Source organism: Pedobacter kyungheensis (genome assembly GCF_000812965.1).
Lineage (GTDB): Bacteria > Bacteroidota > Bacteroidia > Sphingobacteriales > Sphingobacteriaceae > Pedobacter > Pedobacter kyungheensis.
Window position 1 is genome coordinate 121809 of sequence record NZ_JSYN01000020.1, and the last position, 19868, is coordinate 141676.

The 19868-nt window shown below is 41.9% G+C and carries 16 protein-coding genes; 3 read left to right on the forward strand and 13 right to left on the reverse strand.

Annotated elements, in window-relative coordinates; all coding sequences use genetic code 11:
* Window positions 1-512: 512 nt before the first annotated feature.
* The 10 genes from OC25_RS17100 to spt are packed head-to-tail and all read right to left on the reverse strand — an operon-like array spanning window position 513 to window position 11401.
* A complete protein-coding gene (locus tag OC25_RS17100) occupies window positions 513-1448 on the reverse strand; it encodes a phosphatase PAP2 family protein (RefSeq protein ID WP_052266275.1) in 936 nt (311 codons plus the stop codon).
* The gene (locus OC25_RS17105) at window positions 1426-2070 is read right to left on the reverse strand and encodes a sterol desaturase family protein (protein WP_039478494.1); all 645 of its coding nucleotides are present in this window, start codon (window positions 2068-2070) and stop codon (window positions 1426-1428) included. The genes OC25_RS17100 and OC25_RS17105 overlap by 23 nt, the downstream gene beginning before the upstream one ends.
* A 3-nt stretch (window positions 2071-2073) precedes the next feature.
* Entirely contained in the window at window positions 2074-3366 is a 1293-nt protein-coding gene (locus tag OC25_RS17110; protein WP_039478496.1) for a DUF4833 domain-containing protein, read from the reverse strand.
* A 10-nt stretch (window positions 3367-3376) separates the two neighbouring features.
* On the reverse strand, window positions 3377-5917 hold the full coding sequence (locus OC25_RS17115) for a DUF5686 and carboxypeptidase-like regulatory domain-containing protein (RefSeq protein WP_039478499.1): 2541 nt from the start codon (window positions 5915-5917) through the stop codon (window positions 3377-3379).
* Window positions 5914-6291 carry a GtrA family protein gene (locus OC25_RS17120; protein ID WP_039478501.1) on the reverse strand — a complete coding sequence of 126 codons (378 nt, stop codon included), beginning with the start codon at window positions 6289-6291 and terminating at the stop codon, window positions 5914-5916. Before OC25_RS17120 ends, OC25_RS17115 begins: the two co-directional genes overlap by 4 nt.
* 1 nt (window position 6292) lies before the next feature.
* Window positions 6293-6748, reverse strand: a complete 456-nt coding sequence (locus tag OC25_RS17125) for a phosphatidylglycerophosphatase A family protein (RefSeq protein ID WP_245222038.1) — start codon at window positions 6746-6748, stop codon at window positions 6293-6295.
* Window positions 6748-8073: an inositol-3-phosphate synthase gene (locus OC25_RS17130; RefSeq protein ID WP_039478505.1), complete on the reverse strand. Its 1326-nt coding sequence runs from the start codon at window positions 8071-8073 to the stop codon at window positions 6748-6750. Before OC25_RS17130 ends, OC25_RS17125 begins: the two co-directional genes overlap by 1 nt.
* 18 nt (window positions 8074-8091) lie before the next feature.
* Window positions 8092-9081, reverse strand: coding sequence for an NAD-dependent epimerase/dehydratase family protein (locus tag OC25_RS17135; RefSeq protein WP_039478507.1), 990 nt, complete (start codon window positions 9079-9081; stop codon window positions 8092-8094).
* Window positions 9078-10199, reverse strand: coding sequence for a hypothetical protein (locus OC25_RS17140; protein ID WP_039478509.1), 1122 nt, complete (start codon window positions 10197-10199; stop codon window positions 9078-9080). Before OC25_RS17140 ends, OC25_RS17135 begins: the two co-directional genes overlap by 4 nt.
* Complete coding sequence (spt, locus tag OC25_RS17145; RefSeq protein ID WP_039478666.1) at window positions 10196-11401, reverse strand: serine palmitoyltransferase; 1206 nt, start codon at window positions 11399-11401, stop codon at window positions 10196-10198. The genes OC25_RS17140 and spt overlap by 4 nt, the downstream gene beginning before the upstream one ends.
* Before the next feature lie 519 nt (window positions 11402-11920).
* On the opposite strand from spt, the gene OC25_RS27005 reads away from it, so the two are divergent.
* Entirely contained in the window at window positions 11921-12814 is an 894-nt protein-coding gene (locus OC25_RS27005) for a helix-turn-helix domain-containing protein (protein ID WP_052266276.1), read from the forward strand.
* A gap of 43 nt (window positions 12815-12857) precedes the next feature.
* Here OC25_RS27005 and OC25_RS17155 read toward each other — a convergent pair whose 3' ends face one another.
* Entirely contained in the window at window positions 12858-14243 is a 1386-nt protein-coding gene (locus tag OC25_RS17155; protein WP_039478511.1) for an arylsulfatase, read from the reverse strand.
* 333 nt (window positions 14244-14576) lie between these two features.
* Here OC25_RS17155 and OC25_RS17160 point away from each other — a divergent pair, with 333 nt between their 5' ends.
* A complete protein-coding gene (locus OC25_RS17160) occupies window positions 14577-15788 on the forward strand; it encodes a helix-turn-helix domain-containing protein (RefSeq protein WP_167335406.1) in 1212 nt (403 codons plus the stop codon).
* Window positions 15789-15987: 199 nt separating this feature from the next.
* Window positions 15988-16605: a Crp/Fnr family transcriptional regulator gene (locus OC25_RS17165; protein WP_156131510.1), complete on the forward strand. Its 618-nt coding sequence runs from the start codon at window positions 15988-15990 to the stop codon at window positions 16603-16605.
* A 6-nt stretch (window positions 16606-16611) separates the two neighbouring features.
* Here OC25_RS17165 and OC25_RS17170 read toward each other — a convergent pair whose 3' ends face one another.
* Both OC25_RS17170 and OC25_RS17175 read right to left on the reverse strand, forming a co-directional pair.
* Window positions 16612-17793, reverse strand: a complete 1182-nt coding sequence (locus OC25_RS17170) for an AGE family epimerase/isomerase (RefSeq protein WP_052266277.1) — start codon at window positions 17791-17793, stop codon at window positions 16612-16614.
* Window position 17794: 1 nt separating this feature from the next.
* Window positions 17795-19867 (reverse strand): GDSL-type esterase/lipase family protein, encoded by a 2073-nt coding sequence (locus OC25_RS17175; RefSeq protein WP_039478518.1) that lies wholly within the window; start codon window positions 19865-19867, stop codon window positions 17795-17797.
* Window position 19868 lies beyond the last annotated feature (1 nt).

Below are 19868 nucleotides of genomic sequence, written 5' to 3' on the forward strand. Positions count from 1 at the left end.
TAGCAATTACAGATTTGTTTAATGATATTGGGATGTAGGTAGGATGAGTAAAGTTTTTTGAGCATCATATAAAATAGTTTTGGGTTTCCGTTAGTAAATTGGTTTGGGGTAAATTGCCATGAATTAGCCGTCGCGATTAAATAATTTATTTCTCATAAAAAGTACTAGAGCTGCAAAAAGCACAGGGTTACCGGCTTAAGATGTTTGCAGTGTGGTTTATTATTTGGTTAACTGAATCAAAGTAAAGCAATACGGTTTTTATTATCTGTTCAACCTTTTGTCGATTTGTCTCAAAATTGTGAGACAAAATCAACAACACAAACCCATAGCACACTGAAAATCAGACACTACAAACAAAACACATTATTCAGTTTGAGAAAATAATGAGTTGAAACTGCTTGTTTTAACAAGGGAATCAATTGTGCAACAATGGGCACACCAGCCAGAGCGGCAGGCAAATGAAAGGGAATAATTAACCGGAAGGTATACAGGTCTGGTCCTTCCGGTTATTTTTAAGCTATTTTCTGCACCAAATAAGCCACAAAATGTTTTAGCGGAGCTTTTTTCACTAAAAACTGAAAGGAAACAATACCCAATATGGCACATGTTATTCCGGCAAGCACATCTAAACAATAATGGTGGCTACTGTAAACTGCCGAAAACCAAATACCGATCATTACAGTAATAAAAAAGACATTAATGCCACCTAGTTTATTTTTGAGGGCATAATATACCACAATAAGCGGGTAAGCCGAGTGCAATGAGGGCATCGCAGCAAAAACATTAGAGCCTTTGCTGTAAATTCCCTTAAAAAGTGTAATGTTGAAAAAGTGATCGAAGCGGGCCAAACCAGCGGTATTACCGGGTGTACCCGCTATAAAGTTAAAACCATGCGTTTGCACATACCAGGGCGGTGCCGCCGGAAAAAGATAATACACCACAAAACCCAACAGGTTTACCCAAACAAATACCAGCGAAAAATGCACAAATTCTGTTTTCTTTTTAAAAAACAGGTATATTGCAAAAGCCAAAGGAACAGGAACCCACATCAGGTAGAAAAGGCCGGTTAATACATCTAAAAAAGCGCTGCTGTTTGCTTTCCAGAATTCGTTAGGCGTTACGATCAGACCATTTAAGTTAATGCCAAAAATGCGTTTTTCTGCCTCGTAAAGATCCTGAATATGCACCATGTTATACCGGTAATTGGGAAATGCTTTCATGTAATCGAAAAGGACCCAGTACACGATGAAAATGGAAAAACCCAAAATAAACTTCCGCGTTGCTTTCGAAAAAAAGAACAGCGCGTTAAAGATAAAAACCAGTACCAGCTGATCGGTTTTAAAGCCTACCAGAACCTTTGAAAGTAACAAATAGCCTACTGAAACAAATAAGGCCGCATAAACGAAACTGCGGTGGTAAAAATCTTTAGTTCCCGGTTGTTCTTCCATCCTTCTTATTTTCAAAATTTGAGCGAAATATATGGTCCCAGAATGTCCAGCTTACGCCATAACCTTTGGTCGAATCGGAGTAATGGTGCAGCATATGGTGCTGTTTCAATTTTTTCCAGAAACCGCTTTTAAAATTGGCATGGTGAAGGGCATAATGTACCATATCATAAAACAGATAGCCAATTATAAAGCCGATAAAAAACGGATAATCGCAATTTTGGGGAAGCAACCACTTAAACAAAAAGTAAAAGCCCAATGCCATCGGAATACTGGCCGAAGGCGGCATCACGAGCCTTTTGGCATCGTTGGGATAATCGTGGTGAACCCCATGAAAAATAAAATGGATGCGCTGTCCCCAGCCCGATTTTGGTTCAAAATGAAACACATACCGGTGCAAAAAATATTCGGTAATGGTCCATATCCCAAGCCCAAACAGCAACCACAATATAAAATTAACAAGCGACATCTGGTTTTGCCACAGCGATTGATAGCTCAGAAAAGCAATTACCGGAACATATACAATTAGGGGAACATAAAAACGAACTTTCGACAGGCTTTCCATCAAATCGCTTTTAAACATCCTTACCGATGCGGTACTGTTGGATACAAAATTCTTCTTCATACTTTAAATTTTAATCCTTTCTGTAAATGCTTTGGCTGGTGCCGCAGCATCGCGACCTTTTATTTCGACATATTTTACATTAGGAAACCAGAAAGTGCCCCCTTCTATGCGCAGAAATATGCGTTCGATTTCCATCTTTTTATCGTTGATGGTGGCGTAAACATGGTACTTTTTATCGGCTGCTGATTTACGCAGGTACATGGGCAGTTTTTTATGGGAAACAAAGCGAAGCTCGAATTGCCCGTTGCCCAAATCTTTACTCACAATGCCGTAGGCAAATTTGCGCTGTATGTAGCTGAGTTCTTTCTTTTCTCCTTTATCGCCATAGCGCATCCAGAAAACATTTATGGGCTGCTCTTTAATTACTTCGCCATGTTTATCTACATTTAACTGGCAAACAATGGTATTGGTATTGGGATCGCGCTGTAAGTAAAAAAGCTGATTACTAATGCCTTCTGGTGTTGGAAAAACAATGGGCGATGGATTATCGCCCTGTGCCATTACACTTGCCGGCGCCATGCCCACCATTCCTCCAATAAGCAAGGCAGCAGCCACTAAAGCTGCTTTATTGCTGGTCTTTTTTTCATTTCTTTCCTGCTCCTCCAAGCCTTTTTTAGCTTCCCGCAACCTTTTTACCGCTGTAATATTGGTTAAAACAGCCATTAACGTAATGGGTAAAGTAAAAACCGACATGGTTTCGAATACATGAAAAGAAATTCCCGGAAGGTAAATTTTATAATCGCCACCAATAAAATGTCCGGTTATACCGCAAGCAATGGCAAATACACCTATGGTTACTACCCTTTCAGGCCGTTGCATTAAGCCGCCTTTACATTCTACGCCCAAACCTTCGGCACGGGCTCTGGTATAACTCACCATCATTGAGCCAATAAGCGCAATAAAAGCAAATAGTGAGCTTAAAAAGTAATGGTGTGCAACCAGATAATAGCAAATACCCAGAAACATAATCATTTCGCTGTAGCGATCGAGTACCGAATCGTACAGTGCCCCAAACCTGGAGCTCATATTGCCCAGGCGGGCTACCTGCCCATCAAGCATATCGAATAGGCCTGCAAACAGCACGAGTGCACCTCCCCAGCCAATGTATGACATGTCGCCACGGTTAGATTTTTCGGCGCCCAAAACAAAAATTACCGCCACTCCTATGTTCAGTACCAAACCTATGCTGGTTACCATGTTAGGCGTTAAGCCCATTTTAATGAGCCCTTTTACAAAGGGATTAATCACCTTGTAAATAGCCAGCTGAAGGCGATCTCTTAATTTTACGCTTTCCATATATTTTTATTTAAAAATCAAATTTAACCCTTGCCCTTATCCCCCATTTAGTTACTTCAGGATTATCCAGATAGGTAAAACGCCTAACCAAATCAACCCGCAATAACTTAAATATATTACCAATGCCGACGCTACCTTCCATATAAGGTTCGTTGCCCAGCGAGTAGGTTCTTTGCAAACCGTTATCGAATGCTGGTAATTGGTAAATACCACTACCGCTTGCCGGGTTGTTCTCATTGCGCAAACCACCATAAAGCGCTTTAAATGAGACAACCTCCCTTAACTTCAGCTTTTTAATGAGGGGTAGCTTATTGAAGAAAAAGCCATTAAAATTATGATCGATGTTGACACTCACATAATGGTCGCTCACAAACTCCAGAAAATTCATGAGGTTATAAGAATTGAGCTGATAGGCATAGGTTTGGTTAGCCCTGTGGATGGCCAGCAGCGGAAAAGGCACCTTGCCGGCTATGTAACTGCCTTCTACCGTAACATCGCTATACCCAAGTTGCGATAGGTAAAAGCGCTTATCAACACTTCCAGTCAGGTTATGATAATTGTATTCGCCCCCGAGCAAACCTTTTATCCCTGCCGTATAACGCAGGTTAAACACCGGGTAACGATCGGCAATGGGTACACGGTAAATTTTGCCCTGAATAAACTTCTCGTTAGGTGCATAGCGCAAAGCCACTGAAAGTTCGCTTGTGGTTAAGCGGTTAATCAATCCTCCGCCATTGGCCAGATAGTTCAAGCCTCCAGCAGGTGTTTGACTCCATTTTTTAAAGCCAAAAGCATAAGAAAAGTGGTTTTCGTACTCGTGCACATAATCCAACCGGTAAAAATCATTGTAGAGCAACATATCGTTTAGCCCACGCTTAAACGACAGGAGGAAATTATCTTCCTGCACAAACTGCAGCTCCTGTCCCGGAATTTTGGTATCGCGCTGAAAACTTGCCCGCACATAATTTTGCGGAAACTGATAAATGGATTTATTGTTAATGGAATAGGTTCCGGAAAGGAAGAATTTCCATTTTTCATCTTTAAAACCATAAGCAGCATAATTTTCAAAGTAAAAACGCTTGCTGAGTTCGGGTGTGGTACGTCCGCCAAAACGCAGGCGAAAACCCTCTACGTTATTAAAACTATAAAAGGTATTAACCGGACCGATTTCGTAAGGGCCAAGATTACCGTAGCCTGCAAAAAGCAAGGTGGCAATCTTTACCGTGCGCTGAAAAGAAGGTATTTTTTGCAGGGTATCGATGTTGTGATAAATCTTCGCCTGCTCTTTTGATAAGGGATCTAAACGGTTCTTTTCCCAATATTGCTCATCGCGTGCAGATGCGCCTTCAACGGCAACAATGCTCCTGCCCTGAAAAATGGTATCGGGGAGTTTAATATCGTACCGGTAATTTTTATAGGTAGAAGAACGCTCTCCGGTAAAGCCCATGCCTTTGGTTTTGCCCAATCCGAAATCGGCAATCAGCTTACTTTTGGCTAAACTGTATTTACCGGAAACGGTAGGTTCAAAATCAAGGTCGATTTTTAAAGCCCTCACAAAATTAAGGTTGATATTTTTATTTACCCCCATTGATACACCTGTAACGGCATAATGCTTGTCGTTGCTCACGTACAATTTACCCTCAAACAGCATATCGGTACCGTTTCTAGGCGTAAAAGCAAGCTCAATCACCTCGCCATTGCCCGTTTTAATGGTATCGGTAATAAAAAACTTATAAAAAGAGGGAGCTGCATTGGCAATGGGGCTTAAAAACTCGTTGCTGATTACCGAAATATTGTTTTTATAAATGTCAATATCCTGGTACATCCGCTCAAAATAAACCTTCATCCCGTTATTATCAACCAACTGCTGATCGAAATTAACCTGTTTTTCACCAATTATCAACGATTTGTTCCGTGTTGGATCGCTGGCAAAATATTTATCGGTTAACTTCTCCTGTATGTAAATGGGCAACAAATTTTTGCCTCCAATAAGGGTCGAATCCTGCTCCTGAAAAAGGAACTGATAATTCCGGAAAATCCGCTTGTTTTTAAACTTTTCAGAGACATTGCTCATCGAAAAAAGCATTTTATCGTACTGCCTGAAAGCGGCTGTATTAAAATTGCTGATCCGGTTTTCCTCCCTGTGGGCAATTACCTGCCTAATGAGCTCCACGGCAGGGTTATCTTTATTGCGATAACGCGCTTTTTTGCCACCCACTACCGTAACCTCGCCCAACGCTTTTGCATCGGGTACCAGGGCAACATCAAGCTTTTGCTCAAAACCGGGATTTATATGCTTCGACAGGGTGATATAGCCCACATAATTAAAACTCAATCCCTCTTGCGGGCTCACCGAACTAAGTGCATAATTCCCGTTAAGATCGGTTTGGGTGCCGATAGTGGTACCTTTAAAAAAAACAGATACATAAGGCAAGGGCTCTTTAGAAACGGCATCGCGCACGGTACCGCTAACAACCGTTTTTTGTGCAAAAGCACTTAAGCCTGTTGCCAACCAAACCATGGCTATAAAAAATGAATAAACAACTTTCATTTTAAGGGAAAAATAAACTGCTTTTGCATATAATAATTGTAGCTGATTCCGATTACCACAGAAACTGCTATTTTGGAGAACAGGTAATTGAGCTTAAAAAAATGGGTAAGCAGGTAAACAAATAAGGTTACCAGTAATAAATTGCCAACCCAAACCAGCATGTACCTGATCATTTGTTGCCTCACTTCTGCCCTGCCGGCATTAAAAACCCAGTTCCGGTTGATGTAAAAGTTAACAAGTCCGCCAGCCACGGTACCGGTAATGCTTCCGGCCAGGTACCACCAGCCAAAAATGCTTACGGTAAGGGCGGTAACTAAAAAATCGGTAGCCGAAGCGGTTAGCGAAGAAGCCTGGGCTTTTAAAAAAGTAAGCATATTAAAACAGACCTAAAAGGATAATCCCCTGCAACACCACATTGGCATAAATTCCCGCCAGCACATCATCGGCCATTACGCCCCATCCACCGGGTAATACTTCCATATCTCTGATGTAGAAGGGCTTGGCTATATCGAAAAACCTGAAAAGAACTAAAGCCATTAAGTAATACGGCCATTTTAAGGGTACACAGAGCAAGGCAATGCCCATTCCGGCTACTTCATCTATCACTACCCTTTGGTGGTCTTTTCCCCATACTTTTTCTACCTCATCTCCGGTAATTACGCCAATCAGTAAAATAAATATAGACGATAAAAAAGGCCACAGATACGGGTTGGTGTATGGGGTTTGCAAAAACCACCAAAGGGCGCAGGTAACCACCGCAGCGACGGTACCTGCACCCTTGCCAATGTAGCCAATGCCGAAGGCAGTAGATATGAACTTGTGAAAAAACACTATGCCGTTTCTACCACTTCTTCTTCATAATCCTGCCCCAAATGGGTAATCAACTCTTCGCCCATGATGTAGCGCAGGGTATTTTGAAGCTTAATTAGCTGTTTAAAAATATCGTTCTCTGCTGGTACCCCCGGAATGGTTTGCGGCGATTTTAAATAGAACGAAAGCCACTCCTGAATGCCCGAAAGGTTTGCACGTTTAGCCAAATCAATAAATAAAGCTAAATCCAGTACAATTGGGGCGGCTAAAATCGAATCGCGGCAAAGGAAATTGATTTTAATCTGCATTTTATAGCCCAACCAGCCAAAAATATCAATGTTATCCCAGCTTTCTTTATTATCGCCATGTGGCGGATAGTAATTGATTCTGATTTTGTGGTACATATCGCCATATAAATCTGCATTGATTTCAGGCTTGAAAATATCTTCCAGTACGCCCAGCTTAGAAACTTCTTTGGTTTTAAAGTTGTCAGGATCATCCAACACCAAACCATCGCGGTTACCCAAAATATTATCCGAAAACCAGCCATTTACACCCAGCGAGCGGGCAGCAAGGCCCGGAGCCAGAATGGTTTTCATTAAGGTTTGTCCGGTTTTAAAATCTTTTCCGGCAATTGGGGTATTGGTTTCTTTAGCCAGCTCAATCAAGGCCGGAATATCGACTGTTAAGTTCGGGGCACCGTTGGCAAAAGGAATTCCAAGTTTTAGTGCTGCATAGGCATAAATCATACTTGGCGCAATCCGCGGATCGTTGTCTCTTAAACCCTGCTCAAAAGCAGCCAGCGAGTTGTGTACTTCCGAAGGCTCGAAGTAAATTTCGGTAGAGCCACACCAAACCAATACAATACGATCGCAATTGTTATCGGCCTTAAAATTGGTAATATCATCCATTACAGCCAGTGCCAATTCGTAACGGTTATCGATATCTTTTACAAATTTGCCATCCAGGTTTTTAACGTAATTGCGATCGAAAGCGGCACGCATAGGCTTAATGGCCTGCAATTCTTCTTTTACATCGCGCAGTAAATTGGCATCCAGTACGCGTGCATTCATAGCTGCTTCGTAAACGTTATCTTCGTAAACGTCCCAGCCACCAAAAACCAAATCCTCCAGTGCAGCCAATGGCACAAAATCTTTTATTTTAGGTTCTTTCTTCTCTGTACGTTTACCAATGCGGATGGTACCCATTTGTGTAAGTGAACCAATTGGCTTTGATAACCCTTTTTTAACCGCTGCTACGCCCGAAATCATGGTTGTAGCTACCGCACCCAGACCTGGCATTAATATTCCCAGTTTGCCATTTGCTGATTTTACTTGTTCTGTCATCTTATCTTATTTAAATGCTTATAACCATTTGTTAAGCTGATACCATTTTATTGTTTCTTCTAAACCTTGTTGCAGCTGGTATCGTGGACTGAAACCGAGGTCGTTTTTAATATTTTTAATGTCGCAGCTCCAGTTAATGCCCGTAAGCTCATTCACCTTATCGATGTTTAGCGTAGGTATTTTACGAAGGAGCTTATATCCTTTTTCGAGGCTCCAGGCAATGCCCTTAATGAGTGGCAACGGCACCTGCACTTTAAAGGTTTTCTTTTGCATAATGGCCCGCGTATGCTCAGAAAAGGCAGACCTGCTGTAAACCTGCCCGTCAGAAACATTGTAGCTTTTGTTAACCACTGCCGATTGCAGCGAGCTGACCATAATTTGAGCGAGATCTTTGACATAAACAAAGCTCAACTGCTGTTCTTTATCGCCCATGTACACCTCAACGCCGCGGTTTATGGCTTTAATTACCATCAGTATTTCGCGCTCTCGTGGCCCATAAACCGCTGTTGGGCGAAACACCAGCCAGGGCAGCTTATTTATATTTTGTAAATAGGTTTCGGCCAAAGCTTTACTTTTACCATAGTAGGTTACCGGATTTGACGCCCCATTATCACTCAACTGATAGCCAACCTCTTTTAGCGGCCCCAATGCAGCAAGACTGCTTACAAACACAAACTTTTCTACCTGATGCGTTGCCTGCGTAACCGCTATGGCCAGGTTGCGGGTATAGGCTGCATTGTATTTGTTGTACTGATCGAGGTTTTCGGCCTTGGTTACCGCTGCCGCATGGATTACATAATCGTATTTGTACTCCTCAATATGCCTGGTCATCTGGTAAATAGACTCGAAATCGAGCTCCACAAAACTGATGGCTAAACCCTGTAAATGACCGGTTTGGCTCGATTTACGAACATTGGCAAAAACCTCCAGGCCATTTGATAAGGCTGCTTCGATTAAATGAAAACCCACAAAACCTGTAGCACCGGTAATCAGAATCCGCTTTTTCATAGATTTTTTTCCAGAATCCGATACTTGCGATAGAGTTTTCCGCCAATATCTTCAATCGGCCTGTTTACCATATCATTATGTTCGAGCGTCCAGCTGGCCTCGGCATATTTCATTTTCTTTTCCAGAAAATGCCTGATGATTTCGCCGTAAAGACAAGCCTCAATGCCCATCTTCCGGTAGCCATCTACTACCCCAAGCAGCATAATCCTGATGCCATTTATCTTCTTTTTGTTAGCCAATAGCTTAATTAACCCCGTTGGAAACAACCTGCCTCGTTTGATTTTAATGAGCACCTGATTGATATCGGGTATGGCCAGCGCGAAACCGACAATCTTCCCCTCCTGCTCGGCCATGATGCAGAATTTAGGATCAAGAATCAGCTTAAGATCGTTGGCCGTATACTCAAATTCGGCATCACTCATGGGTACAAAACCCAGATTTTTATCCCAGGCCTTGTTGTACACTTCTCTCAGGGCATCGCGCTCTTCAGCAAATTTTTTCATGTTGATGTGGCGGATGGTGATATTGTTCCGGAGCAATCTTTCCTTAATCCGGTCCATCAGTTTAAGCGACCTGTCACTATAATTTTCTACGGTATAGCGATAAGCGCGCAGATCGACATTTTTTACATAGCCCATTTTTTCGAGCAGAGGCAAATAATAAGGCGCATTGTAAGGCATCATGGCCACAGGCGGACCATCAAAACCTTCAATTAATAAACCACAAACTTCGTTGGTAGAAAAATTTACCGGTCCTAATACACGGGTAAGCTTTCTGGCCTCGAGCCATTGATGTACCTTTTGGATTAATAGCCTGGCCGCATCCTCATCGTTTATACAATCGAAAAAGCCAAAAAAACCATCTGTTGACTCGTAAACCTGATTGTGGCGGGTATTTTCAATGGCCGCAATACGGCCGATAATCTCACTTCCATCCAACAGCAAAAAAAGCGCTATGGTAGAATGCTGAAAAAACGGATGTTTGCCCGGAGTAAGCAAATCTCTTTGAGCGATAAAAAGTTCGGGCACGTAATTGGGATCGCCGGCATAAAGCGTATGCGGGAAATCAATAAAAGCCTTTAAATCTTTTTTATCTGTAACCGGCTTAATTATCCTCATAACCTTACATTTAAGAGGTTAACATTCACCGCAACAAAGGCAGCTTTCAATTGCTCAACAGCCATTTCTATTTGCTCAAAACTATGTGTAGCCATCAGCGAAAAACGGATGAGCGAAGAATCAGACGGCACAGCTGGCGATACCACCGGATTAACGAATATGCCATTCTCCTGCAGGATATTGGTGATCATAAAAGTTGCCGTATTGTCTCTGATATACACCGGAATGATGGGGCTATTGCTGTGGCCGATATCAAATCCGGCATCGAGCAAAAGTTTTTTGGCATAATTGGTATTGGCCCAGAGTTTATCAATGCGCTCAGGTTCCCTTTCAATAATATCGAGTGCGGCAATTACACTGGCTACAGCCGAAGGTGGCATGCTTGCACTAAACATGAGCGAGCGGGCCCGGTGTTTAATAAATTCGATGGTTTCGGTATTCGCGGCAATAAAACCACCCAGAGAAGCCAGCGATTTACTGAAGGTTCCCATAATCAGGTCGACTTTATTGGTCAGGTTAAAATGCGAAGCGGTACCTGCCCCATTAAAACCAATTACACCCAAACTATGAGCATCATCCATCATGATATTGGCGCCAAACTCGTCGGCTATTTCGACCATTTCGGGCAAATTAACTAAATCGCCTTCCATGCTAAAAATACCATCAGAAACAATAAGCTTAGCCGAATCGGCCGGTAAACGGCTCAGTTTACTGCGCAAATCGTCCATATCGTTATGGGCGTATTTTATCGTTCTGGAGAAGGATAGCCTGCTCCCATCGATAATTGAAGCATGATCGTATTCATCCAGAATAAGGTAATCGTTGCGATCGAGCAAACAGGAAATTACGCCCAGATTTACCTGAAAACCTGTACTAAATAATACTGCAGCTTCTTTTCCGACATAATTTGCCAGGCGTTGCTCAAGTTCGAGGTGGATATCGAGTGAACCGTTTAAAAAACGGGAACCTGCACAACCTGTACCATACTTATCGATGGCATTTTTTGAAGCTCTTTTAATTTCGGGATGATTGGTAAGCCCTAAATAAGAGTTTGAACCAAACATGAGCACCTTTTTACCTTTAATTACCACCTCGGTATCCTGCGCCGATTCAATTGACCTGAAATAAGGGTACAATCCTTTTTCTTTTATAAGTGTTGCATCTTTAAATGAAGCAATTCTATCCTGTAGTTTTTTACGCATGCCAATGCTATTATTCTGTCTTGTTTGAAGCATATCATTTTACACCAAACGCATCAATTCCATTAGCAAAAAGCCGGTAGCCCTTCACTTTTATCTGATGTTTTGTTAACACAATTTTAACGCAGAATCTGACCTAAAAAAAGGTTGAAAAGTGGGATATATTGGTCAAAAAGGTGGATCGGCTGAATATGACATTTAGATGAATTGACCGTTCTACTATCTGACTTTTTAAATAAAAAGGTAAAATAAAAAAATAGACCTAAAAAAGGCTTTAAAACCCTTAAAAACAAACACAAAACACTAATATTTAATAAATTAACTGAATAAAACAATATTATAAAAATTAATCAAACGATTGATTTTTAATCAAATTTTCGTCAAATTTTTAAAAAATAAAAAAATATTATCGCCCGAAACATACATTTGAAGACAGGAAAAACCGGGTGTTTTCAGTCCAATGGAAAACGCAAAAACCTAAACAATTTTAAGGACTAATAAGACTAATAAATTAACACCACAATGGGACAATTGCATGCGGGCAAACAGCCATCATCGTCGGGTTATCCCGATACCTTAACGGGTGTTGAATTGATGGTTTCGATATACAACAGTGCCAGTGGAAATGAGTGCCCCAAATCACCTTTCCGGGCAACCGATTTCGGGATTTTAATGGTAAAGAAAGGAAGCCTGAAAATAAAGATCAATTTTATTGAGCATACTTTAAACTACCGTGATATTTTATGTATGCTGCCCGATCATATTTACGAAATACCAGAAGAACCCGATGCTACTGTTATTTTTACCCATTTTAACAAAAGCTACCTGGTGCGGAAAGGGATATTCTTTAATATTGCCGAAACCTATAAAATATTTAACGGAAAAGAACTGCTGAAGTTTTCACTTTCGAAAGCGGAGTATGAGCAGGTATTGGCCGATATGATGGCGCTTCAAAACCGGCTTTCCATCTCTAAACATACCCGCCACATTGATGATATTATACACAACAGCTTTTTATCTATTGTTTACGATATCTTTTTACTAAACGAGAAGCAAAAGAAACTGCCGGAAGCGGCTATTAACAGCAAGGTAGAGCTTACCAACCGTTTTTTATCGCTGGTAGCGGAGCGTTTTAAAGCAGAAAAGCGGGTAATTTATTATGCCAACTGCCTCCACATTACGCCGAGGCATCTTTCGCAAGTGGTTAAACAGGTTACCGGAAAATCGGCCGGAGAACATATCGACGATTTTGTAATCAGAGAAGCCAAATTATTGCTTACCGGGCATGTAATGAACATTTCGGAAATTGCCGAAGAGCTCCATTTCAGTAATCCTTCCTTCTTCGGAAAATACTTTAAAAAACATGCAGGTTTATCTCCGCTATCGTTTAAAAGAGATCATAATATCGCCTTGTAGCTAACCTTTTTGGCAAGCTACAAGACAAGTTCTAAGTGCTGTTTTATTTTACCGTCCAGTAAGGCGAATCCGTTCTTGCAGTTAACAGGTAATCTTCCATTTTCTTTACCAAATCAGGGTGGGCTGCAGCTACATCCCTGGTCTCTCCGATATCGGTTTTCAGATCGTAAAGTTCCAGTTTATGATGCCTTTTTACGCCTTTCCACTGACCATAACGCAGGGCTTGTTCAAAACCCAGCTCAAAAAACTCCCAATACAGAAAACGGTCTGCATTAGCCTTGCTCCCTTTAATTACCGGATAAATACTGGCGCCATCTGTTTTAAAGCCACTGGTTTTACCTGCAATTTCGGCAAATGTGGGCATAATATCGGGGAAGTATCCCGGTACACTGCTCGTTTTGGGTGCATTTTTAATAAACGGCGCCCATGCAATAAACGGGATACGGATGCCGCCATCATACAAATCCCGTTTATAGCCCTTTAGCTGTCCGTTCGAATCAAAAAACTCCGAAACGGCTTTGAGCTGACTGGTCGGTTCTGACCGCGGACCGTTATCGGAAGCAAAAAAGACGATGGTATTGGTTGACAAACCACTTTTGATCAGGTAATCTTTTATTTTCCCTACGGATTGATCCATGTAATAAACCATGGCGGCATAGGTTTTCATATCCTCAGGCCAGTTTTTATTTTTGTATATAGCCTGATCGGGCACATCGAGTGGCGAATGCGGATTGTTAAAATTCACCATCAAAAAGAAAGGTTTTGTATTGTCTTTTTGTGTTTTCAGGTAAGCCAATGCTTCGTCGGTGCAAATGTTAGTTTCGTAATAACCCTTTCTGGCGTTGGTATTGGCTTCAACTGTTTGGATTTTGCCGTTTACATAACGATGGTCGGGCCAATAGGTACTGGCGTATGTAGCCGGTATGTTGACGAGCCAGCCCGAAAACTGATCAAATCCCCTTTGCAAAGGTGTAGCCAGCGAATCGTAGCCGTCAACATGCCATTTCCCAACCAGCGCAGTATGATATCCTGCATCCTGCATGAGGTTACCTATGGTGTAATCGTTTTTTGTCAGGTTAGCCCGGTACACCACATTTTTTCCTTTTTTGCCCGGAAGACCACCCTGATCTGTTGCATTTCCTCTGATGGTAGCATGACCGGTATTTAGCCCGGTAAGGATAGAACCCCTTGAAGGCGAACAAACCGGGGCACCGGCATAAAAATCGGTAAACCTTGTTCCTTCCTTAGCCAACTGATCGATATTGGGTGTCAGGATCAGTTTTTGTCCGTAAACGCCTACATCGCCATACCCCAAGTCATCGGCCATAATAAAAATGATATTAGGTCTTTCTCCTATTTTTCGCTGGGCAAAAGCGAATGCACTAAAAAAGATGATTATGGCGGCTATAATTAAACTTCTATTGATCATTTTAAAATTGAAAGCTATTTGCCCGTAAATATAACCTAATCAATGCAAAATTATAACCGTCAAAAACCCCCAATATATGGGAACATGCTTTTTTAATACACGAAATGTAACCACTATGCGTACTCATTTATTTTCAATCCCTGGCTACCTATTCTTTTCTATGCAATTTTTATCATTAAAAGTCGCCCAAATGAGTAATTTGTAGCAATAACGCCCTTAATTTGAATCGGTATTGCGGCTTTTCGTTTACAAAACAAGCCGATAAGGTTGTAAACAAATTCGTACAGCACAATTTTCCAACAAAGCTTTATCTTGGCTGAAAATATGCAGTTTTTGAATCTTTTAGTCGGCATCTGTTGTCTCTTTCTGCTTCTATTCGCTATAAACCTGTTTTTTGCTAAAAAAGGGAATAAAACACTCAATATTTTACTTTCACTTTTATTTTTTGCCCGTTTTGGCCAGATTTTAATTTCTGCACTCATTGCCGCCCAAAAACCTGTAGCACTTGTATATGTTTTTCAGGCTTTTACGCCGCTTTACTACGCTGCACCGGCTTGTTTTTACCTCTACATTTCGGGTTTTATTGATAAAAGTACGGGGTTGCGAAAGTGGCAGTGGCTGCATTTTATCCCTGCCTTGCTGGCGCTCATTCATGTGCTACCCTGGCATGGCTGGCCTGAACTCGATTGGGATACCATTCCGAAACAGCTGGCAGATAACGGCTATTTTTCGCTTAAAACCCAAACAGGGCTATTTCCAAACTACTTCCATTATACCCTGCGGCCCATCCTGGTATTTACTTATTTATGCCTGGCCTGGATACATTATTACCGAAAAATGGATAAAACCAACAAAAGGGATGAACCCGGAAAACGCTGGATTGTGTTCTTTCTTCGCGTGGCTACATTTTTTCAGTTAATGAGTTTAACGCCGGTAGTTTTAAGGGGCTTGCACATCACCTATACCCAGCCCTCTTTTGTAATTACCAATTGTATTTTACTGCTGCTACTGGTATTGTACGCGCTGCATAAACCACATATTTTTTATGGTTATTTACTAGTATCGGTAGAGCTGGATAAAAAAAATATGCCCGAACAGGTTGAACCTGATGAAACCCTGACAGGGGCTGTAAGTTCTGGCATACAAATAACTAAGGGTGAACAACCGGCAAAACCAGCAAAAAAAGTAAACTTATCTGAAGCACAACTAACCGAACTTTCCCATGCGATGGAAACTTTGATGCAACAGGAGCAACTTTACCTGCTTCACGATTTTCAGATTATTGATCTTGCGGCTAAACTCAATATTCCTGTTCACCATTGTTCTTATATTATTAACAACACCATTGGTAAAAATTTTCGTGACTGGATTAACGGTTACCGGGTAGCTCATTTTTTAATCCAGCATCCTTTAAAAAGTGATAAATTAACCATCGAAGCCATTGCTTCAGAATCGGGTTTTAAAAGTCTGGCTACTTTTTACAATGCTTTTAAAAAAGAAAAGGGTGTAATGCCAACCAACTATTTCAACAAAGAATTGAGCTAAAAAGCCCCTTTTTGGCCTGTTTTTGGTCTAACGGCTGAATAGTTAGAGGCCGATTGCTCCCCATTAGCGCATGATTTTGCCGTCCGCAGATAACTTTGCATAGTTAACCAAACAAATCCGGTGGCTTGCCAGGGCGAGCAGATTTAAGGTAATAGCGAAAAACTGTCCCATTAATTTTTCTATTTAGCAGGTTTAATAAATGCAATACTCAAGCACTCATTCTTCTATGCTTCCGCTTTTTCAATACCTGGAAAAGTTTCATCCCCTATCGGGAGAATTTAAAGCTTCTTACGAAAAAAACTGTAAGGTAATTCATGTAAAAAAGTATAAACATGTGCTCTCACCCATTGACCATAATACTTCGCTTTACTTTTTGGTGAGTGGATTGGTTCGTGGTTTTGTTAAGGATGGTAAAAAAGATATCAGCACCTGGTTTAGTTTCGGGAATGAGATTATCGGTGCCATTCGCCACCCATACGATCACGACAACCACTCGATAGAATATTTACAGGCGCTTGAAGATTGTGTTTTAATCAGCATCCCTTACAACCTGATTGAAGCCGCTTACTCCCACTATCCGGAAGCTAATCTGATTGGAAGAAAACTTTTTGAATTGCATTATTATGCGGCATCTGACAGGGCTATTCTGGCCCGGATCCCTAATGCATCGAAAAGGTACCGTAAGCTGGAATCGAACGGATTGGCTTTTGATAAAGTTCCCAAACGTTACCTGGCCAGCTATTTAGGTATACGTTTGGAAACCATGAGCAGAATTAGCACGAAATTTTTAGTCGACGATCTTCACGCAGCATCTTAAGCCTGTTTAATAACCTAAACTGGCCAATAACTGTGCGCAATACCATTCTTGCCGCGGCAAATGGAAAGGCCCCTTAAACAGGTTGCCCTTAGCGGTTTGGGCTACTGAACCATCCCGATGCAGGTAGCCAAACCACTCGCCATGCTCAGGGTCGTGAAATTTACTGTAAGCATAATCGTGCACCATTTTGTGCCAGCGTGCATATTTCTCGTCGCCGGTTAAAGTATAGGCCAGTAAAGTAGCGATAATGGTTTCGTTTTGCGGCCACCAGAATTTCATATCCTGCCAGTATTCCTGCACAGGTTTACTATACACATCCCTGAAATACAGGATACCGCCATACTGCTCATCCCAGCCCCTTACCCACATGTAATCTAGCATTTTACAGCCTAGTTTAATCAGTTCAGGATCGTTGTTACGGTATTTGGCTTCGTGCAAAATAAACCAGGCCCCTTCAATAGCATGTCCCGGGTTTAAGGTACGGCCATCAATATGATCGATGATAGCACCATCGGGCGCCACCTGCTCCATTACACATTGAATATCGTCTTTAACAAAGTCATTTTTAATCTCCTCAATCCATTTCGCAATCCATTCGTCACAGCGCGGATCGCCAATGGTTTCGCGCAACTGCTGCGCCGTATTCATCATAATCATAGGCACTCCAATTCCTTTAGCAGGCCGGGTATCGGTAAATTTCGGAGGTAGTAAACCGGGTTGGGTAGCATATTCAATACATTTTCCGAACAAATATCTGGCTTTTTCAGCTGCTGTTTCATCGCCACTGGCTTTTGCATAGGCGGCATTCGCAATCACGGCAAACGTTTCAGAAAAATAGTAGCGCCTTTTGCGGATAGGTTTCCCCTCGCGCGTAACGTGGAAAAACATCTGTCCGTCGGTATCAAAACAATGTTGATTCAAAAAATCAATACCCGATTTTGCGGCATCGAGCCATTCTTGTTTGGGTTCAATGGTGTTGTAGAGGGTCGATAACAGCCAGGCTGCACGCCCCTGAATCCAAACGGCCTTATCATCGTCGATCAGACTGCCATCAGCATCGCGCATAAACAGATAACCACCATGTTCCTGATCAACTGACCTCGGAAACCAGAATGGAACGGTATTGTTAAGCAACTGGTTTTGGTAAAATGCGGCCAGATCCTGCAAATCTTTTGAAGTATAACTCATGTTAGTTGGGTATAGAAATAGAAAATGTAGAAGCGGGTAATCCTGCTTCGTTAATTAAATTGGCCCTGGTAAAAGGCTGCCAGGCATACAAAACCCGACTTATGGTTTTGTCCGGCGGGATGTTTAGGTGTACCTCATTTTTAACAATGCTGGCTTTAACCGGAAAATGGGCGCCTGTAATGTCCTCCAGTTCGAATCCTGTTAATACGCTTGTCCCGGTAGTTTTAAGCTTTTGAGCACTGGTAAAGTTGATCACAATGGAAGTTTTAACCTTCACTGCTTTCAAAGCTATGGGGCCACTGGCCACTACATTTTGATGATAGGTATTTCTAAGCGCCAGCAAAGCCAACCGTTCGCCGATTTCTTTTTTGTGTATAGGATGCACGTTTAGCGAGTCGCCCAGATCGGAGCTTACTGCCATGCCCGAATTGGGAATAGCTGCCTGTAATTTTCGCTGTGCATCTCTAAAATAGGGCCATGATGGCCTGTCAATAGACGATAGCTGTACATAATAAAAAGGGAAGTTATCGTTCCACTTTGCCCGCCAGCTCTTAACCAACAAAGGAAACTCATTGTTAAAAAGTTCTACATTATGGGCATTACTCTCACCCTGGTACCAGATTACACCATTAATCGGGAATGCCGTAATAGCTGCTACGCCTGCCTCATAATTGTAAGCAGGTGCATAAGGATGTCTTTGCTTTGGATTAACCGCATTTTTTAGGTTTACACCGGCTCTTTCGCGTACCCAATCTTGCAAAAAGTCTGATTTGCGCCAATTATCCAGCATGTCAACCAGTAAATTATCTTGTTCCATAGTCCTTCTATCGAGCCATGATTCGAGCGGAGAACCACCTACAGCCAGCTCAATTAAACCAATGGGAACTTTTTCATCCCTGGCTAGTTGTTCACCAAAGTAATAAGCTACGGCTGAAAAATCTCTGGCAGCATCATCACTCAAGTTTTGCCAGGTACCCGAAAAATAGTTAAGCTGGTTGAGCTGATCCAATGTTGTTTTATCCCATGCGGTGTTATCGGTTTCGGCCAAAGGCTTAAATTTTAAGAGCCTGAGGGGCATTTTGGTGTTTAAATACTGTAAGGTAGCTGCCCCTGTAGCTGATGATTTTAGCGGGAAGGCCATATTCGATTGCCCGGAACAAAGCCAGACATCGCCAATGAGGATATTTTTAAGTACGAGGCTATTTCCCGGTCCGCTGATTTTCATCTGGTAAGGGCCTCCGTATCGCATGGGAGGAAAAATAATCTTCCACCTTCCATCGGCACCGGCAACTGTATGGCTGGTTTTCCCGTTAAAACTGACCATTATTTCCTCACCTGCATTGGCTTTACCATAAACGGGGATGTTTTTATCGCGTTGCAACACCATATTGCTGCTAAACAGCTTGTCTGGTTGAAAGCCACCAAAATTACCCGTTATGGCACGGTAGATTGTTCTGGCAATTATTGTGGCTCCTGTGCTATCGGGATGCAGATTATCGGCAAAAAGCTCCGGGCGATTGTGTAGAGGTATATTCAGATCAACCGGCACCGCCTTATTGAATTTAGCTACGGATAGAATCTTTTCCTGCACCTGCCAATACCAGTCGCGCGTACCCGATTTAAACCTGGGGTGACCGCTAAAAATCGGTGTAAGCTTACAGATGTACACTTTAAGCTTCGGGTTTTGCTGTTTTAAGGTATCAATTAACCATTGGTAATCGGCCTGAAATTGATCTTTATAATTTGGCCAGTTACGCGGATCTGTATCATTTAAACCCAAGTGAATGATGGCAATATCTGCCCTAAAATTCAGCACTTCGCGAAATTCTTTTGTTTTAAAATAAGGATTGTGGCCTTTTTTTAGCAAGGTTGCTCCGCTATGTCCGAAATTACCTACCTGGTAATTATCGCCCAAAAGTTGTTGTAATTGCGTGGGATAAGCCTGTTTTTCAGGTTGGGCCAACAAATAACCAGCGGTAACGGAATTACCAATACAGGCCACTTTTATTTTTTGACTGTAGCCTTTGGTTTGGACTAAAAAAGCCAGCAAAATTAAGCTCCAAAAAATCTTCATG

What these genes read in the sequence shown, in the direction of transcription:
- OC25_RS17100 (WP_052266275.1), bottom strand. Translation starts at nt 1,448, where the DNA reads ATGGAAGAACAACCGGGAACTAAAGATTTTTACCACCGCAGTTTCGTT.
- OC25_RS17105 (WP_039478494.1), bottom strand. Translation starts at nt 2,070, where the DNA reads ATGAAGAAGAATTTTGTATCCAACAGTACCGCATCGGTAAGGATGTTT.
- OC25_RS17110 (WP_039478496.1), bottom strand. Translation starts at nt 3,366, where the DNA reads ATGGAAAGCGTAAAATTAAGAGATCGCCTTCAGCTGGCTATTTACAAG.
- OC25_RS17115 (WP_039478499.1), bottom strand. Translation starts at nt 5,917, where the DNA reads ATGAAAGTTGTTTATTCATTTTTTATAGCCATGGTTTGGTTGGCAACA.
- OC25_RS17120 (WP_039478501.1), bottom strand. Translation starts at nt 6,291, where the DNA reads ATGCTTACTTTTTTAAAAGCCCAGGCTTCTTCGCTAACCGCTTCGGCT.
- OC25_RS17130 (WP_039478505.1), bottom strand. Translation starts at nt 8,073, where the DNA reads ATGACAGAACAAGTAAAATCAGCAAATGGCAAACTGGGAATATTAATG.
- OC25_RS17135 (WP_039478507.1), bottom strand. Translation starts at nt 9,081, where the DNA reads ATGAAAAAGCGGATTCTGATTACCGGTGCTACAGGTTTTGTGGGTTTT.
- OC25_RS17140 (WP_039478509.1), bottom strand. Translation starts at nt 10,199, where the DNA reads ATGAGGATAATTAAGCCGGTTACAGATAAAAAAGATTTAAAGGCTTTT.
- spt (WP_039478666.1), bottom strand. Translation starts at nt 11,401, where the DNA reads ATGCGTAAAAAACTACAGGATAGAATTGCTTCATTTAAAGATGCAACA.
- OC25_RS27005 (WP_052266276.1), top strand. Translation starts at nt 11,921, where the DNA reads ATGGGACAATTGCATGCGGGCAAACAGCCATCATCGTCGGGTTATCCC.
- OC25_RS17155 (WP_039478511.1), bottom strand. Translation starts at nt 14,243, where the DNA reads ATGATCAATAGAAGTTTAATTATAGCCGCCATAATCATCTTTTTTAGT.
- OC25_RS17165 (WP_156131510.1), top strand. Translation starts at nt 15,988, where the DNA reads ATGCAATACTCAAGCACTCATTCTTCTATGCTTCCGCTTTTTCAATAC.
- OC25_RS17170 (WP_052266277.1), bottom strand. Translation starts at nt 17,793, where the DNA reads ATGAGTTATACTTCAAAAGATTTGCAGGATCTGGCCGCATTTTACCAA.
- OC25_RS17175 (WP_039478518.1), bottom strand. Translation starts at nt 19,867, where the DNA reads ATGAAGATTTTTTGGAGCTTAATTTTGCTGGCTTTTTTAGTCCAAACC.